General features: G+C 65.8%; 13 protein-coding genes. 8 read left to right on the forward strand and 5 right to left on the reverse strand.

Annotated features, from left to right (window positions below; all coding sequences use genetic code 11):
* Window positions 1-235: 235 nt before the first annotated feature.
* The 3 genes from GJV64_RS15570 to GJV64_RS04670 all read left to right on the forward strand — a co-directional run bounded on the left by GJV64_RS15570 (window position 236) and on the right by GJV64_RS04670 (window position 2,084).
* Window positions 236-577 carry a S24 family peptidase gene (locus tag GJV64_RS15570; RefSeq protein WP_235927597.1) on the forward strand — a complete coding sequence of 114 codons (342 nt, stop codon included), beginning with the start codon at window positions 236-238 and terminating at the stop codon, window positions 575-577.
* Window positions 578-642: 65 nt separating this feature from the next.
* Window positions 643-1,416 (forward strand): sterol desaturase family protein, encoded by a 774-nt coding sequence (locus GJV64_RS04665; RefSeq protein ID WP_164156116.1) that lies wholly within the window; start codon window positions 643-645, stop codon window positions 1,414-1,416.
* Entirely contained in the window at window positions 1,413-2,084 is a 672-nt protein-coding gene (locus GJV64_RS04670) for a methyltransferase family protein (RefSeq protein WP_164156117.1), read from the forward strand. Before GJV64_RS04665 ends, GJV64_RS04670 begins: the two co-directional genes overlap by 4 nt.
* Before the next feature lie 3 nt (window positions 2,085-2,087).
* Here GJV64_RS04670 and GJV64_RS04675 read toward each other — a convergent pair whose 3' ends face one another.
* Both GJV64_RS04675 and GJV64_RS04680 read right to left on the reverse strand, forming a co-directional pair.
* Window positions 2,088-3,140, reverse strand: a complete 1,053-nt coding sequence (locus GJV64_RS04675) for a ribonucleotide-diphosphate reductase subunit beta (RefSeq protein ID WP_164156118.1) — start codon at window positions 3,138-3,140, stop codon at window positions 2,088-2,090.
* Between the two features lie 374 nt (window positions 3,141-3,514).
* On the reverse strand, window positions 3,515-5,494 hold the full coding sequence (locus GJV64_RS04680; RefSeq protein WP_205599527.1) for a ribonucleoside-diphosphate reductase subunit alpha: 1,980 nt from the start codon (window positions 5,492-5,494) through the stop codon (window positions 3,515-3,517).
* Between the two features lie 462 nt (window positions 5,495-5,956).
* On the opposite strand from GJV64_RS04680, the gene GJV64_RS04685 reads away from it, so the two are divergent.
* The 3 genes from GJV64_RS04685 to GJV64_RS04695 all read left to right on the forward strand — a co-directional run bounded on the left by GJV64_RS04685 (window position 5,957) and on the right by GJV64_RS04695 (window position 9,473).
* On the forward strand, window positions 5,957-7,477 hold the full coding sequence (locus tag GJV64_RS04685) for a fumarate hydratase (protein WP_164156119.1): 1,521 nt from the start codon (window positions 5,957-5,959) through the stop codon (window positions 7,475-7,477).
* Window positions 7,478-7,553: 76 nt separating this feature from the next.
* Complete coding sequence (locus tag GJV64_RS04690; RefSeq protein WP_205599528.1) at window positions 7,554-8,759, forward strand: PEPxxWA-CTERM sorting domain-containing protein; 1,206 nt, start codon at window positions 7,554-7,556, stop codon at window positions 8,757-8,759.
* Between the two features lie 192 nt (window positions 8,760-8,951).
* Window positions 8,952-9,473 (forward strand): hypothetical protein, encoded by a 522-nt coding sequence (locus tag GJV64_RS04695; RefSeq protein ID WP_164156120.1) that lies wholly within the window; start codon window positions 8,952-8,954, stop codon window positions 9,471-9,473.
* Between the two features lie 7 nt (window positions 9,474-9,480).
* Here GJV64_RS04695 and GJV64_RS04700 read toward each other — a convergent pair whose 3' ends face one another.
* Window positions 9,481-10,755 (reverse strand): serine hydrolase domain-containing protein, encoded by a 1,275-nt coding sequence (locus GJV64_RS04700; protein WP_164156121.1) that lies wholly within the window; start codon window positions 10,753-10,755, stop codon window positions 9,481-9,483.
* Between the two features lie 78 nt (window positions 10,756-10,833).
* Between GJV64_RS04700 and GJV64_RS04705 the strand changes: the two genes are divergently transcribed.
* Window positions 10,834-11,334, forward strand: a complete 501-nt coding sequence (locus tag GJV64_RS04705; RefSeq protein ID WP_164156122.1) for a RidA family protein — start codon at window positions 10,834-10,836, stop codon at window positions 11,332-11,334.
* A gap of 10 nt (window positions 11,335-11,344) precedes the next feature.
* Window positions 11,345-11,941 (forward strand): pyridoxamine 5'-phosphate oxidase family protein, encoded by a 597-nt coding sequence (locus GJV64_RS04710; RefSeq protein WP_235927598.1) that lies wholly within the window; start codon window positions 11,345-11,347, stop codon window positions 11,939-11,941.
* Between the two features lie 201 nt (window positions 11,942-12,142).
* Here GJV64_RS04710 and ettA read toward each other — a convergent pair whose 3' ends face one another.
* A complete protein-coding gene (gene ettA / locus GJV64_RS04715) occupies window positions 12,143-13,822 on the reverse strand; it encodes an energy-dependent translational throttle protein EttA (RefSeq protein WP_164156123.1) in 1,680 nt (559 codons plus the stop codon).
* A gap of 89 nt (window positions 13,823-13,911) precedes the next feature.
* On the reverse strand, window positions 13,912-14,285 hold a 374-nt coding region (locus GJV64_RS04720), incomplete at its 5' end, for a hypothetical protein (protein ID WP_164156124.1).

Here is a 14,285-nt window from a genome sequence, read left to right on the forward strand (position 1 = left end):
CGGGGCCGTCGAGGCGCACGTCAAGCTCGTGACGGGCGCCGGTGAGCGTGAGGCTGGCCCAGTCACGGCTGCGCAGCTCCTCGATCACCAGGCGGGCGCCCAGGGGCGCCGCAACGGCGGCAGCGGCGCGCAGGATGGCCGCTTGCACCTGATCACAGCGCGGACGCATCGCGAACCTCCGTGGACAGCGGGGCGATGCCGCGGGCCGGGCGCCCTGCCCGCGTCCGAAGTGCCGGTGGCCAGCATCGCCTTTCAGTCCGGCTTCGTGCGCGGCCTGTCGGGCAGCCCGGCCGAATGCCTGGCCGTGCTGGCGGTGGAGGGCGATTCGATGCTGCCCACGCTGGCCCACGGCGACCAGATCCTGATCGACACCAACGAGTCCCATCCCTCACACGATGGCATTTATGTGCTGCGCGTCGATGATGCGCTGCTGGTCAAGCGCCTGTCGCTGAACCCGGCCACCCGCCGCCTCACCATCCGCTCCGACAATGATGCCTATCCCACCTGGCCCGATTGCGACCCGGCGGCCATCTCGGTGATCGGGCGCGTGGTGTGGATGGGGCGCAAGCTGGGATGAGCGTTAATCACTTGGCGAGAACTGTCTGATAAATCAGCGCCTGTTCTCAATGGCGGAAAGTACGCGTGCCCTATTACGAGCCCTGGCATTTCATGGTGCTGCTGCTGGTGCTGCTGCCGCTGGAGCGGCTGATCCCGCTGCGCCACGATCAGCCGGTGCTGCGCCGCCGCTTTCTGGATGATCTTGTCTATTTTATCGTCAATCCGCTTCCGATCATGATCATCATGGCCGGTGCCGTTTCGCTGCTGCCGGCGCCCTTGAAGGCGCTGCTGCCAGCGGCGGTGCCCCACGCCATCGGTGGACTGCCGCTGTGGCTGCAGGTGCCGCTGGCGCTGGTTGTGGCCGAGTTCGGTTTCTATGCCGTGCACCGCCTGTGCCACACGGTACCGTTCCTGTGGCGCATCCACGCCGTCCACCACAGCATTGCCGATCTCGACTGGCTGGCCGCGCACCGGGCCCACCCCCTGGATGTCGCGTCCACCAACCTCGCGTCGCTGCTGCCGCTGCTGGTCCTGGGCTTTTCGGTCGAGGCCATCGCGATCTGGGGCGCCAGCTATTTCGTGCAGGCGCACCTCATCCACAGCAACGTGCGGCTGCGCCTCGGTCCGTTGGAGCATGTCTTCGCCAGCCCGCATTATCATCACTGGCACCATGCGCGGGACGCGCGCCCGGCCAATTTCGGCGCCCAACTGGTGTTCCTCGATCAGTTGTTCGGAACGTTGCTGAGGCCAGGCCACGCGCCCGCCTGCTACGGCATCCCCGATCCGGTGCCGGCCTTCTATCCCGTTGCCCTCGTCTCGCCCTTCACCCGCGCCCACACACTGGAGCCTGTCAAATGAGCGCTGCCCTCGAAGACCGTTTCGGCCAGTTGACCATGCTGGCGCTGTTCTCGGTGCTGCTGATGACGAAGGTGAACAGCTTTGCGGCCATGATGGCGAGCAGCGGCGGCGATGCCTTCTGGTCGCTGCGGTTGTTGCAGGATCTCCTGTCCCTGGCCTTCCTAGCCCTGGTGGTGGCGATGACCATCCGCCGCCTGCCGGCCAGCCATGGCCCCGCCGGCATCGAACCGCGCATCACCGCTGTCGCCGGCACCTTCGCGCTGATGGGCCTGGTGGCGCTGCCGGCCGGCGAAGCACCGATGCTGGCGCGCCTTGCGGGCATCACGCTGATGGCCGTGGGCCTTGCCGGCTCGATCTACGCCCTGCTCCACTTGGGGCGCGCCTTCTCGATTGCGCCGACCGCGCGTGAACTCGTCACCAGCGGCCCCTATGGCATCGTGCGCCACCCGCTCTATCTCACCGAAGCGCTCACCGCCGTCGGCATCGTGATTGCCCATTGGTCGTGGCCGGCGGTGCTGCTGGGCGCCGTGCAGTTCGCCCTGCAGTATCGCCGGATCGGCCACGAGGAACAGGTCCTCCGCGACGCCTTCCCCGACAGCTACCAAGCCTACGCGGCCCGCGTGCCGCAGCTGCTGCCGCGACTGGGCGGCCAGCTGCGCCGGGCCTGAGGCTTACTCCGCAGCCACCCCGAGCAGCCCGCCCTGTGCGTCGTCGCTGTTGGCCGGCGCGGCGGTGCTGGCAGCGCGGGCGGCCTTGCGGGCGTCGAAGGCGCTCCACACTTCGTTCCAGTCGCCCTTGGTGGCGGCCTTCGAATATTCGGTGGCGCGGGCTTCGAAGAAGTTGGCGTGCTCGACCCCGTTCAGCAGCGGCGCCAGCCAGGGCAGCGGGTGCTCCTCGATCATGTAGATCGGCTGCAGGCCCAGCTGCTTGAGGCGCCAGTCGGCGATGTAGCGGACGTAGCGCTTGATATCCTTGGGCGCCATGCCGGATACAGGGCCCTGTTCGAACGCCAGGTCGATGAACGCATCTTCCAGGCGCACGGTGCGCTGGCACACGTCGGCAATGTCGTCGCGGATGCGGCTCGTCAGCACGCCGGTTTCTGCGCAGAAGGCGTGGAACAGCTTCACGATGCCTTCGCAGTGCAGCGATTCATCGCGCACGCTCCACGACACGATCTGGCCCATGCCCTTCATCTTGTTGAAGCGCGGGAAGTTCATCAGCATCGCAAAGCTGGCGAACAGCTGCAGGCCCTCGGTGAAGCCGCCGAACATGGCCAGCGTCTTCGCGATATCCTCGTTGCTGCCCACGCCGAAGGTGTTCATGTAATCATGCTTGTCGCGCATTTCCTTGTAGTTGAGGAAGGCGCTGTATTCGCTTTCGGGCATCCCGATCGTGTCGAGCAGGTGGCTGTAGGCCGCAATGTGGATCGTCTCCATGTTGGAGAACGAGGTCAGCATCATCTTGATTTCAGTGGGCTTGAACACGCTGCCATATTTGTCGTGGTAGCAATCCTGCACCTCGACATCGGCCTGGGTGAAGAAGCGGAAGATCTGGGTGAGCAGGTTGCGCTCGTGATCGGTCAGCTTCTGGGCCCAGTCGCGGCAATCCTCGCCCAGCGGCACCTCTTCGGGCATCCAGTGGATCTGCTGCTGGCGTTTCCAGAAGTCATAGGCCCAGGGATATTCGAAGGGCTTGTACGACTTGGAGGCTTGAAGAAGGGGCATTTTACTCGATCCTGACTGAAGACAATGGGGGCAGCGGGAATGATGCGGGACTTATGCCTGGCGGCGAAGCGGAAAATCGCCTCCGGCCGGCAGCAGCGCTGCACGCCGGAACGAACGGGGCGCGGAACGCCAACGGGCCTGCGACGCGCAACGACCGCCGGAGACTATGGCGCCGCCGGAGGCGCTGTTCGCAACACGGGCCGGCATTAGCAACACGCGCCGGCCTGACATACGCCTACGGAAAAGCGTTGGGCGAAAAGCGGTTGGGAGGGGGCCCTGGCCATGAGTCGTGGAAATCCTGGCCACGGCCCCCTCACCCTCCGGCCGGGCAGCATCCCGGCCGGTGTACTGCCCCGCGGGCGGGCGGGGCGAGCTCATTGACAAGCAAGGCACTCGTCATAGTCCTTGCGCTCGACCTGGAACACCGGCGCTTCGCTGGTGTTGTCGGCTTCCACGCCGCCGGCGAAACCGGCGCGCTGCACGCTCATCGAGCGGAGATAATAGAGCGACTTGATGCCCAGTTCCCACGCCCGGTAGTGGAGCATCAGCAGGTCCCACTTCTCGACATCGGCCGGGATGAACAGGTTCAGCGACTGCGCCTGGTCGATATAAGGCGTGCGGTCGGCAGCCAGTTCGATCAGCCAGCGCTGGTCGATCTCGAAGGCGGTGCGATAGGTGGCCTTCTCCTCGGGCGTCAGGAACTCGAGATGCTGCACCGAGCCGCCGCGCTCGAGGATCGAGCTCCACACCGCATCGCTGTTCTTCGCCTTCGAGATCAGCAGCTTTTCCAGATAGGGGTTCTTGACGACGAAGCTGCCCGACAGCGTCTTGTGGGTATAGACATTGGCCGGGATCGGCTCGACGCAGGCCGAGGTGCCACCGCAGATGATCGAGATGCTGGCCGTCGGCGCGATCGCCATCTTGCAGGAGAAGCGCTCCATCACCCCCATGTCGGCGGCGTCCGGGCAGGGCCCGCGCTCAACCGCCAGGTTCATCGAGGCCTGGTCCACTGCCGCGCGGATATGCTTGAAGATCTTCATGTTCCAGCTCTTGGCCATGGCGCTTTCGAACGGCAGGCCGCGCGCCTGGAAGAAGCTGTGCAGGCCCATCACACCCAGCCCCACCGAACGCTCGCGCATCGCGGCATAGGCAGCCCGGTGCATCGCCGGCTCGGCGCGGTCGATATAATCCTGCAGCACATTGTCGAGGAAGCGCATGCAATCCTCGATGAAGAGCGGCTGGTCGTGCCATTCGTCCCACGTCTCGATGTTGAGCGAGGACAGGCAGCACACCGCCGTGCGGTCCTGGCCCAGGTGGTCGGGCCCCGTGGGCAGGGTGATTTCCGAGCACAGGTTGGAGGTCGACACCTTCAGCCCCAGGTCGCGCTGGTGCTTGGGCATGGTGCGGTTCACTTCATCAATGAAGATGATGTAGGGCTCGCCCGTTGCCAGCCGGGTTTCCACCAGCTTGGTGAACAGCGCGCGGGCATCGACCTCGGCGCGCTTCTCGCCGGTCTTCGGGCTGACGAGATCGAAGCTGGTGCCGTCGCGCACCGCTTCCATGAACTTGTCGGTGATCAGCACGCCGTGGTGCAGGTTCAGCGCCTTGCGGTTGAAATCGCCCGACGGCTTGCGGATCTCCAGGAACTCCTCGATCTCCGGGTGGGACACATCAAGGTAGCAGGCCGCCGAGCCCCGCCGCAGCGAGCCCTGCGAAATCGCCAGCGTCAGGCTGTCCATCACCCGCACGAAGGGGATGATGCCGCTGGTCTTGCCGTTGAGGCCGACCGGCTCGCCGATGCCGCGCACCCGGCCCCAATAGGTGCCGATGCCGCCGCCGCGCGCCGCCAGCCAGACATTCTCGTTCCAGGTGCCGACAATGCCTTCCAGGCTGTCGGACACGCTGTTCAGATAGCAGCTGATCGGCAGGCCGCGCCCGGTGCCACCGTTGGACAGGACCGGCGTTGCCGGCATGAACCACAGCCGGCTGATATAGTCATAGAGGCGCTGGGCGTGATCTGCATCGTCGGCATAGGCCGCCGCCACGCGGGCGAACAGGTCCTGATAGGATTCGCCGGGCAGCAAATAGCGGTCGTCCAGCGTGTCCTTGCCGAAATCGGTGAGCAGCGCGTCGCGGCTGCGATCGACCGTCACCGGGAATTTCCACGGCAGGATCTCGCTGCTGCCCGGGCGCGCCGGCTTGGCGGCAGCCGCAGCCGCACTTGCCTGGGCCAGCACGCCGGCGGCCAGGCTCGCCACCAGGGCATCACCCGCGGCATCGCCAGCCGCAGCCGGATCAAGCCGGTCGGCCGTGGTGAGGCCAGAGCCGCTGTCAGTCATACGAAACTCGCTCATCGTTGTTCATCGCCCCTCATCATACGAGGGGAACAAATCGGGGTCACGCACTTGTTTGCCGCAGCAATGCTTATCCCCGATATCCACAGGAAGCCCAGCCCGACCTCCTGCTCGTCCCCCGTTCACAACCACCAGACCTTGTGGCTGGCTGGCTGCGATACGCAACGGATAGTGCCACAGCCGATTCCGCGCGCAAGCCCCAATTCACGCCTTGACGCCGCGAAACGTCTGAATCGGCTGGAGTCGTCCACAGCCCATTTCGCGCCGTCCGGCCAGCACAGACGGCTCAACGGCTTGGCCGCAATTGCTCATCCCGGCCCCGAATTTGCCCCGAGCCTGCAATGCGGCCAACTGGACGCAGCGAGCCGCTGTGCCTATCCTGATGGCGACCAACCGTGGCCGAACTGCAACAATCCGCCTCACCAAGACGGACCCACCAGCGGCCCCTGCAAGGAGATTTTCATGACCGTGATCCGCGAGGAAGACGTCATCGAATCCGTCGCCGATGCGCTCCAGTACATCAGCTATTATCACCCCATCGATTACATCACCGCGCTGGGCCGGGCCTATGCGCTGGAAGAATCGCCGGCGGCACGCGACGCCATTGCCCAGATCCTCACCAACAGCCGGATGAGCGCGGAAGGCCATCGCCCGATCTGCCAGGACACGGGAATCGTGGTCGCCTTCGTCAAGGTGGGCATGAACGTGCGCTGGCAAGCCACGCGAACATTGGCAGAAATGATCAACGAAGGAGTGCGCCGCGCCTATCTCCACCCGGACAACAAGCTCAGGGCCTCAATCGTCGCCGATCCCGCCTTCACCCGGGTGAACACGCGCGACAACACGCCCGCCGTTGTCCATGTCGAGATGGTGCCGGGCGACGCGGTGGACATCACCGTGGCCGCCAAGGGCGGTGGTTCGGAGAACAAGGCCCGCTTTGCCATGCTCAACCCTTCCGATTCCATCCGCGATTGGGTGGTCAACACGCTGCCCGGCATGGGCGCCGGCTGGTGCCCGCCCGGCATGCTGGGGATCGGCATCGGCGGCTCGGCGGAAAAAGCGATGATTCTGGCCAAGGAAGCGCTGATGGAGCCCATCGACATGGCCGAGCTGAAGGCGCGCGGGGCCCGGACGCCGATCGAGGAGCTGCGCATCGAGCTGCACGATGCGGTCAACGATCTGGGCATTGGCGCGCAGGGGCTGGGCGGGTTGTCGACCGTCCTCGACGTGAAGATCCTCGACACGCCGACCCACGCTGCATCGAAGCCGATCGCCATGATCCCTAACTGCGCCGCCACCCGCCACGCGCACTTCACCCTCACCGGCGCCGGCCCGGCCTATTTGCCACCGCCCGATCTGGATGCCTGGCCCAAGGTGAACTGGACGCCCGACAAGGCGGCGAAGCCGGTCAATCTCGACCGGCTCACCCCGGCCGAAGTGGCCAGCTGGCAGCCCGGCGACCGGTTGTTGCTGAGCGGCTGCATGCTCACCGGGCGCGATGCCGCCCACAAGCGCATGGTCGACATGCTGGCCCGGGGCGAGACGCTGCCGGTCGATTTCACCAACCGTGTCATCTATTATGTTGGCCCCGTCGATCCGGTGGGCGACGAGGTTGTGGGCCCCGCTGGCCCCACCACCGCCACCCGCATGGACAAATTCACCGAAACGATGCTGGCCAGGACCGGGCTGATTGCGATGATCGGCAAGGCCGAACGCGGCCCCACCGGCATCGAGGCGATCAAGCGCCACAAGGCCGCCTATCTGATGGCGGTGGGCGGGGCGGCCTATCTGGTGGCCAAGGCAATCAAGAAGAGCCGCGTCGTGGCCTTCGAGGACCTCGGCATGGAGGCGATTTACGAGTTCGAAGTCAAGGACATGCCGGTCACAGTTGCGGTCGATTCCAACGGCACCAGCGTGCACCAGACCGGCCCGGCCGACTGGAAGGCCCGCATTGCTGCCGCGCGGGAGAAGCAGCAAGGGTGACCGACGCCGCCAGAAGACCTCAGGGCGTCGAGAATGTATTTTGCAAATGATTATCATATTGAGAAACTAGGAGAAATTGTTCCGGAATTTCGGTTTCCCCTTATGTGTTCACCGCGCGATCGGGCGTAATCGCCATGGGCATCGGATCACGAATCGGCACTCGGCCGGAAGGAGTGATGAGATGCAGACCAGGTGGCTCGTGTCGTTGACCGCAACGGCGGTGGTGATGGTAGCGGCGCCGACGGCTGCCACGACCATCTTCGGCTCGCTCGGCAATTTCGATGCGGTGAACGACACCGGCAGCGTTGCCCACGGCTTCGAGATCGAGCTTGAAGGGATCAACATCCTGGACGTCACCGACACGTTTGGCGGACCGGGCCGAGGATTTCCCGAGACGGTCGAACGTTATGGCGCGCCGACGATCACCAGTTACAGCACCGGCACGAGTTCTGGCGTGCGCGTCACCTATCGCGCTGATCTGTCTGGCGATCCGTCGGGCTGGATCGGGACGCCATCGGGCGTCTACTCCACGCCGGGCGAAAGCTGCTGGACCGGCGGTTCCGGCTATGGCCCGTCGACACCCTGCGATCACTTCGGTGTTGGCCTGAGCGCCAATCCGACCAAGACGACATACAGCTGGCTGGTGGAGGCCACACCTGGTTCGTCTGTCCTGATCAATGCCACCTCATTTGTTCTGGCGCCCACCTGGACGGTCACTCCGCAGGCGCCGGTGCCTGGCAACCCGGCACCGCCACCGGTGGTGGAAGCCAGGATCGAGGCGCCGGACCCAATCGATTTCGATTTCGGCACCGCGATATGGGCCAAGGTGTTCACCACTGAAGTCGAAGGCGCGGTGGAACTGGAAGACCTGCTGCGCGGCAACCCCTTCCTGGAGCAGGCGGCGCAGAACACCGAAATCGAATGGCAACTGTTGCAGAAGGAACGCGGCAACCCGCTGTCGGGCATTCTGGAGAATGGCGATGCAGCCCCCGTTGGCGAGGCCGCCGAGTCGGTGATCCGGCGTTATGAATTCTACAAGTTCACCGGCTTCTATGACCCGGAAACCAACGAGGCGCGGTTTGATCTGGGCTTTGGGGACACCAATCCCGGCCCAAACGATGTTGGTGACTTCATTGGCGCGCAGAATGCGGCGCTCAACTTCGGACCTGCCGCACCCATCCGCGGCGTGCCAGAACCGCAATCCTGGACCATGTTGTTGCTAGGCTTTGCAGGCGTCGGCACGATGGCACGCCGGAAGCGGCTGGCGGTCGTCGCCGCCTGAGCCGGCAACCCGCAGGCGGCATAGCTGCTCCGGATTGGGTCATCGACTGCCCGGCAACACCTGCCCATCGCTGCGACCGCCGTTAAGCCAATGGAAAAGGCTCTGGTGCTTAATAGCGCATTGGTCGTTTTGGGTTCGGGAGGAATCGGGATGGACAGGACGATGGGCATGGCGTCGGCAGGCCGGCGCTTGATGATGCTTGGCGCTACACTGGGGCTGGCCGCCTGTGCCAGCAATCCGGCACCGCCGCCGCCGCCTCAAGTTGCTACCACGGCGATCCGGCCCACGGCGCCGCCGGCGGTTGCAGAGCAGCTGATATCCGGCCCCGACGAAGCCGCCACTGCCGAGATGATCTGGGCGCTGCGCGGCGGCCTCAATGTCGCTGCGCTGCAATGTGGAAATCGCTCTCTTTCAGATAATTATAATAAGATATTGAAGCAACATCGCAGCATCTTGAACGAAGCCTATGCCGCCGAACAGGCGCGTTACGGCAAGCAATATGGCAAGGCCGGCATTGCCCGACACGACGTGGCGATGACCCGGCTCTACAACCGCTTTGCCAACCTGCCCAACCGTGCCCGCTATTGCGGCGATGCGGCGCGGCTGTCGGCGGAGCTGCTGGCGCTGCCGTCCGATCGCCTGCCGGGCGTCGCCCGGCGGGCGCTGGCCCGGCTCGATCCGGCGGCACCACCGATCGTCAACGCCGCGCGCTGATCGCCTGTCAGCCGGCCAGCGCCGCCACGATGGCGTCATAGGCCGGCATGGTCACGGCCATGTTGCCGCGGTTGCTGGCCACCGGGTGGCTGCCCACCCGGGCGATCACCACGCCGGCGGCTCTGTCGACATAGATGCCCTGGCCGTGCACCCCCATGGCCATCAGCTGCCCACCGGCGCGATGCCACCACTGGCTGCCATAATTGCCATCCAGGTTGCCGGGATAGCGGGTGGCCACAAAGGCCGCCGGGTCGCCGCCGGCAAAGATGCGCGCCACGGCCGCCGGCGGCACGATCACGTTGCCATCGCAGGTGCCGCCCAGCCGCATCATCTCGCCGAACCGCGCCATGTCGCGAAGGCCCGCCATCAGGCCGCCGCCGCCAAAGGCCGTGCCAATGCGGTCAACGCCGATGGCGGCATCGGCCTCCATACCCAGCCGCTGCCAGTAACGCTGGCCGATCTGGGTGGCGAGGCTGTCGCCGGTCACCCGCTCGATCACCCATTGCAGGGCCTGGGTGTTGGGCGTGCGATAGACGAAATCGCCGCCGTGGGGGGCATTCCTGCCCAGGCTGGCCACGAAGGCGTGATGCCCTTCCGGGCCGTCATAACCGGGCTGGCGCGGCATCCAGCCGCCGGCCAGGCTCATGCGCTGGACATCGGTCAGCCCGCCCGCGCCGGGTACATAGTCCTCGGAAAAGGCGAGGCCGGTGCGCATGTCGAGGATCTGGCGGATGCTGGCATCGCCCAGCCCTGATCCGGCCAGTTCGGGCACATAGGCATCGGCCCGCGCGTGCGGATCGAGCCGGCCCTCGTCGATCAGCGTCTCGGCCAGCGTGCCGACGAAGCTTTTTGTCACCGAGAACAGGATATGCTGGGTGGCGGGCGTGGTGACGCCGAACCAGCGTTCATAGACCACCGCGCCGTCCTTCAGCACCAGGATGGCATCGGTGTAAGTGGCGGCCAGCGCCTGGCGCCAGCTCATGGCCTGCCCGTCGAGCGTGGTGAGCGTCACGTCATCCAGGTCATCGCGTGAGGCCACGGGCAGTGGGCGCACCGCGGGGCCCCGCGGGATGCCGGCGCTGGGCACCAGGTCGCGGCAGTGTGAGAAGGACCAGCGCAGCTGCGGGAAATGCCACATCGTGCCATCGTCCCAGCGCACCTGGCGCGCCGCCGGCACCGGATGCCCGGTCATCCAGCCCAGTGCGGCAGGATCGCTGTCGGCGGCGGTCGGCCGGTCCTCGTGCGCGAAGCCGGGCAGGTGCTTGCTTGCTGCCTGAACCATGGATGGCCGCCCCCTGTTGGTGTGATGCACGCGGGATGCTAGGCCGGGGTCAGCCCTTCCGGCAAGGAGTCCCTTCCCATGCGCGCTGCCCTTTTCGCTCTCGCCCTGTTTGCCGCACCGGTTGCCGCCGAAACCCCGGAGCAGCGGCTGGCCGCCGCCGGCCTGGCGCTGCCGCCGCCCAACGCACCGATCGGCCTCTATGTGCCCACCGCCCGCGTCGGCAAGTTGATGTTCCTCGCCGGCCACACCGAATGTCCGATCAAGGCGACCGGCAAGCTGGGTGCCACCATGGATGTTGCCGCCGGCAAGGCCAACGCCGCCAGCGTGGCACTGTGCATGCTGGCCTCGATCAAGGCGGAACTGGGCGAGCTGAGCCGGGTGAAGCGCGTGGTGCGGGTGATGGGATTGGTCAATGCGACGCCCGATTTCACCGATCACCCGGCAGTGATGAATGGCTTTTCGGAAGTGATGGTGACGGCCTTCGGTGATGCCGGCAAGGCACCGCGCACCGCTGCCGGCGCCGGCAGCCTGCCACGCGGCATCCCGGTGGAGGTGGAAGCGATTGTGGAACTGAAGTGAGGCCACCAAGGTGAGACCCGCAGACTCGCTGCCCGACATATTGGCCCACGCCTGGAGCCTGCTGGTGCGCGGCGGGGCGGACAGGAAAAGCCCCGTCCACACGCCGGTGGTGGCGAGCGTGGACGAGCATGGCCTGCCGCACGCCCGGGTGATGGTGCTGAGGAAGGCCGATCCGGTGTCGGGCACATTGCGGTTCCACACCGATGCGCGCAGCCCGAAGGTGGCGCAGGCCGATGGCCGGGCGGTGGCGGTGCTGGCCTATCACCCGCAAGAGCAGGTGCAGCTGCGCATCAGCGGCACCGCCCGCGTGCTGGCCGATGGCGAGACAGTGGATGGGATCTGGAACCAGTCCACCCTGTTCGCGCGCCGCTGCTATCTGGCCGAACAGGCCCCCGGCACCCCCCTGCCCGGCCCCTCATCTGGCCTGCCGGCGTGGATCGAGGGCCAGCAGCCGACGGCGGAGCAGATCGTGCCGGCCCGCGCCAATTTTGCGACGCTGTGGGTGGGGGTGCAGGCGATCGACTGGCTGCACCTGGCCAACAGCGGCCATCGGCGGGCGGTCTTCAGGGCGGCCGATGGCTGGGCGGGGGCGTGGGTGGCGCCGTGAAGGGCGCGGCCGGCGGCGGAGCCGTCAAATCCGCTTCAGTTTAGGAAGAGTAGCGAGAAGGAGCGTGGCAGAGCCACGCCGTCGAAGCTGTTCGGCTGGCCTGATGGCCAGCCGCCAGCGGGTCCCATCGAAGTAATAATTCGATGGGACCCGCAGCCCGGCCGACGCCCGCGCGCGGCACGCGCGCTGGCCGCGCTGCCGCTAGCGGGTCAGCTTCTTGTACGTCAGCGCGTGGGGCCGGTCGGCCGCATCGCCCAGGCGGCGGCGCTTGTCTTCCTCGTACATCTCGAAGTTGCCTTCGAACCATTCGACATGGCTGTCGCCTTCGAAGGCGAGGATGTGCGTGGCGAGGCGATCGAGGAAGAAGCGATCGTGGCTGATCACCACGGCGCAGCCGGCAAAGCTTTCCAGCGCCTCTTCCAGCGCACGCAGCGTTTCGACGTCCAAGTCGTTGGTCGGCTCGTCGAGCAGCAGCACGTTGCCGCCCTTCACCAGCATCTTGGCCATGTGCACGCGGTTGCGTTCACCGCCCGACAGGAGGCCCACCTTCTTCTGCTGGTCCGGCCCCTTGAAGTTGAAGGCGCCGACATAGGCACGGGTCAGCACCTCGTTCTTGCCGAAATAGAATTTGTCGTTGCCGCCGGAAATCTCTTCCCAGACATTCTTGTTGGGATCGAGCGCATCGCGGCTCTGGTCGACATAGGCCATCTTCACCGTGTCGCCGATGATGATCTCGCCGCTGTCGGGCGTTTCCTGGCCGGTGATGATGCGGAACAGCGTCGTCTTGCCGGCGCCGTTCGGGCCGATGATGCCAACGATCCCGCCGGGCGGCAGGCTGAACGACAGATTCTCGAAGAGCAGCTTGTCGCCATAGCTCTTGGTCAGGTTCTTCGCCTCGATCACCTTGTTGCCCAGCCGTTCGGGCACCTGGATGAGGATCTGGGCTTCGCCGAGGCGGCGGTTGGCCTGTTTTTCCACCAGCTCGTCAAAGGCCTTGATGCGCGCCTTGCTCTTGGTCTGGCGGGCCTTGGGGCTGGCGCGGATCCACTCCAGCTCCTGCTTGATGGCCTTTTCACGGCTGGCGTCCTCGCGCTCTTCCTGGGCCAACCGCTTCTGCTTGGCTTCCAGCCAGTCGGAATAGTTGCCTTCGAACGGAATGGCCCGGCCGCGATCCAGTTCGAGCACCCATTTCACCACGTTATCAAGGAAATAGCGATCGTGGGTCACCAGGATCACCATGCCCTTGTATTCATTCAGATGGTTTTCCAGCCATGACACGCTTTCGGCGTCGAGGTGGTTGGTCGGCTCGTCGAGCAGCAGGATTTCCGGTTTTTCCAGCAGCAGCTTGCACAGCGCCACCCGGCGCTTTTCACCGCCAGACAGCTTCTCGACGCCGCTGTCCCCCGGCGGGCAGCGCAGCGCGTCCATGGCGATTTCCAGCTGGTTGTCGAGCGTCCAGCCATCCACCGCGTCGATCTTTTCCTGCAGCGTGCCCATTTCCTCGAGCAGCTTGTCGAAATCGGTATCGTCCTTGGGATCGGTCATTTCGGCGCTGATCGCGTTGAAGCGGTCCACCAGGTCGGCAACGGGGCGCACCCCGTCCATCACGTTGCCCTTCACGTCCTTGGTCGGGTCCAGGTGCGGTTCTTGCGGCAGATAGCCCACCTTCACGCCCTCGGCCGCCCAGGCCTCGCCCTGGAACTCCTTGTCGATGCCGGCGATCACCTTCATCAGCGTCGACTTGCCGGCGCCGTTCGGGCCGATGATGGCGATCTTGGCGCCCGGCAGGAACGACAGCGTGATATCCTTGAAACAGGGCTTGTTGGCGCCGGGATAGGTCTTCGACAAACCCTTCATCACGAACGCATATTGATAGGCCACGGGCAGGCTCCGGATTCGGCTGGCTAGGGGGACAAGCGCCGCCCTTAGCCGATGGCCGGGGGCGGTGCAAACCATGCACCGAGTTTGTGTCAGGGCTGGGCCAGCAGCGCGGCGCGCGCCGCCGAATCCGGGCAATGGGTGGTCAGCGGTACGGGGACCACCAGCCGCGCGCCATCGGCGATCGCCAATTCAAGCCGGGCCGGATCGGTGGCATCGGCCGCAACGGTGAGGGTCAACAGCCGGCATGTGTGCGCGAAACAGCCCTTGGCCGACGGGCTCTCGGCCGGGGTCGGCGCGTCCTCGTCCAGCGGGCGCACGCTGATGCCGGGGCTGAGCGGCTTCACCGCCACATCGGCCAGGCCGGCATTGGCGCCCTCCAGCCGGATCAGCGCGGTGATCGACCCGCCCGGGCAGGAGCGCGTCGGCCGCCATTGGGTGGGCACCGCCGCGATCGGTCCCAGCG

Source organism: Sandarakinorhabdus rubra (assembly GCF_010994245.1).
Classification (GTDB): Bacteria; Pseudomonadota; Alphaproteobacteria; order Sphingomonadales; family Sphingomonadaceae; genus Sandarakinorhabdus; species Sandarakinorhabdus rubra.

Bases quoted from the DNA above. Each gene is read 5' to 3' on its own strand.
- GJV64_RS04685 (WP_164156119.1), top strand. From the start codon at position 5,957: ATGACCGTGATCCGCGAGGAAGACGTCATCGAATCCGTCGCCGATGCG.
- GJV64_RS04705 (WP_164156122.1), top strand. From the start codon at position 10,834: ATGCGCGCTGCCCTTTTCGCTCTCGCCCTGTTTGCCGCACCGGTTGCC.
- GJV64_RS04675 (WP_164156118.1), bottom strand. From the start codon at position 3,140: ATGCCCCTTCTTCAAGCCTCCAAGTCGTACAAGCCCTTCGAATATCCC.
- GJV64_RS04695 (WP_164156120.1), top strand. From the start codon at position 8,952: ATGATGCTTGGCGCTACACTGGGGCTGGCCGCCTGTGCCAGCAATCCG.
- GJV64_RS04680 (WP_205599527.1), bottom strand. From the start codon at position 5,494: ATGAGCGAGTTTCGTATGACTGACAGCGGCTCTGGCCTCACCACGGCC.
- GJV64_RS04670 (WP_164156117.1), top strand. From the start codon at position 1,413: ATGAGCGCTGCCCTCGAAGACCGTTTCGGCCAGTTGACCATGCTGGCG.
- GJV64_RS04700 (WP_164156121.1), bottom strand. From the start codon at position 10,755: ATGGTTCAGGCAGCAAGCAAGCACCTGCCCGGCTTCGCGCACGAGGAC.